Raw genomic sequence first — 1673 nt, forward strand, 5'->3', positions numbered from 1 at the left:
ACGCTTAAAAATAATAAAAGCAGACTTGACCTGATAGTTTGGCTGTGAGCAATTATGTGCTTAGTGCATCTAACGCCTGAATTAAGCTGCGCCGCGAAGCGGCGTCGGCTTGAATGAACTGTTAGACATCATTGGCGTGGAGCCGAGCAGACTGGCGGCTTCGTGCTTCACAAAGTAAATGAACGCAGTCAACTGATCAGCGCGTGAGGCCAAGCAATCCATCCCTTGTCCAAGGTAAGCCTGCTGGGCTTCAAGCAGCACGGGCTGATGTTGGACGGGCAGGCGTTCCATTACCCAGTTGGCAGCTACATCCTTCGGCGCGATCTTGCCGGTTGCTGCGCTGTACCAAATGCGAGACAAAGTAAGCACTACATTCCGCTCGTCGCCTGCCCAATCCGGTTGTGAGTTCCATAGTTTCAAGGTGTCGGCCAGTGCTTTGAATAGATCGCTTTCCGGGACTGAGTTGAAGAAATCTTCCGCGGCCGAACCTGCCAAGGCAAGGCTGTGTTGCCTTGCTTTAGTTAGCAGAATAGCCAGATCAACATCGGTTGTCGCGGGCTCGAAGATGCCCGCAAGAATGTCCTTGCGCTGCCACTCCCCGAATTGCAGTTCCCGTCTGGCTGGATAACGCCAAGGAACAACATCGCCGTACACGACGATGGTAACTTCCAAGGCACGGAGAGCTTCACTTTGGCCGGGAGAAGCGGAAACTTCCAGGAAATCTACGAACAGAGCCTGCCGCACAGTCTCATCGAGCTGTGCAGTCACAGTAACCAGCAAATCAATATCACTGCATGGCTTCAGGCCACCGTCGAGTGCAGAGCCGTACAAATGCACGGCCAGCAACGTCGATCCCAGATGATGCTCGATGACGTTGAGTGCCTGTGATAGCTGTACCGAAATCTCGGCGGGCACTGCGTTGCTCATGATGTCTAACTCCCAATTTGTGTAGGGCTTATTATGCACGCTTAAAAATAATAAAAGCAGACTTGACCTGATAGTTTGGCTGTGAGCAATTATGTGCTTAGTGCATCTAACGCCGCTAAGCAGCGGCACATTTTGCGTTTTGAGCGCAGCGAAGCAAAATGTGTCCGATGGCTTGGATGGTTAACCCCTTTGCCAGATTTGATAGCGATAATTTATATTTGAATGAAATTCCTGCTCGAACACCACATTGAACTCTTTGGGGATTTCCGGAAAGAAAACATTGCCCTCTGGCTCGGAATCTATTGTCGAGATATGTAGCGTGTCGGCATGGGCGATCAGACTCTTGTAGATCTCTCCACCACCAGAAACAACAACATGGTTCGTAAGAGTCTTTAGCTCCCTCATTGCTGCTTCTATAGATGGAAACACAACCACATCATCGTTAGTAGCTACCGATCCTGAGCGGCTGACAACTGCATACTTTCTATTTGGGAGAGCCCCCATTGCCTCAAATGTTTTACGGCCGACTAAGAGCCATTGATTGTAAGTTATTGCTTTAAAAAGCAGCTGCTCACCTTTAGCGTTCCACGGGATATCCGAGCCGCAGCCAATAACCCCATTTCTTGCTTTTGCAGCCATTAGTGATATTTTCACGATACTCCTTTGGGTTAACGCCGCCATAAACGGCGACAGGGTGGCGCGCCTATTGCGCATAAAATGGCGAAGCCATGCGCAACAGGCGCGGA

The 1673-nt window shown here is 50.3% G+C and carries 2 protein-coding genes; both read right to left on the reverse strand.

From position 1 onward, the window contains the following. Positions 1 to 81 precede the first annotated feature (81 nt). Positions 82 to 927, reverse strand: a complete 846-nt coding sequence (locus L2I46_RS29015; protein WP_001749984.1) for an ANT(3'')-Ia family aminoglycoside nucleotidyltransferase AadA16 — start codon at positions 925 to 927, stop codon at positions 82 to 84. Positions 928 to 1107: 180 nt separating this feature from the next. Next, a complete protein-coding gene (dfrA27, locus tag L2I46_RS29020) occupies positions 1108 to 1581 on the reverse strand; it encodes a trimethoprim-resistant dihydrofolate reductase DfrA27 (RefSeq protein ID WP_001749985.1) in 474 nt (157 codons plus the stop codon). Positions 1582 to 1673: the final 92 nt, after the last annotated feature.

The sequence above is a fragment of the Klebsiella sp. 2019SCSN059 genome (assembly GCF_021739525.1).
Lineage (GTDB): Bacteria > Pseudomonadota > Gammaproteobacteria > Enterobacterales > Enterobacteriaceae > Klebsiella > Klebsiella quasipneumoniae.

Excerpts from the sequence above, each read along its gene's own strand:
- L2I46_RS29015 (WP_001749984.1), bottom strand. The coding sequence starts at position 927 with ATGAGCAACGCAGTGCCCGCCGAGATTTCGGTACAGCTATCACAGGCA.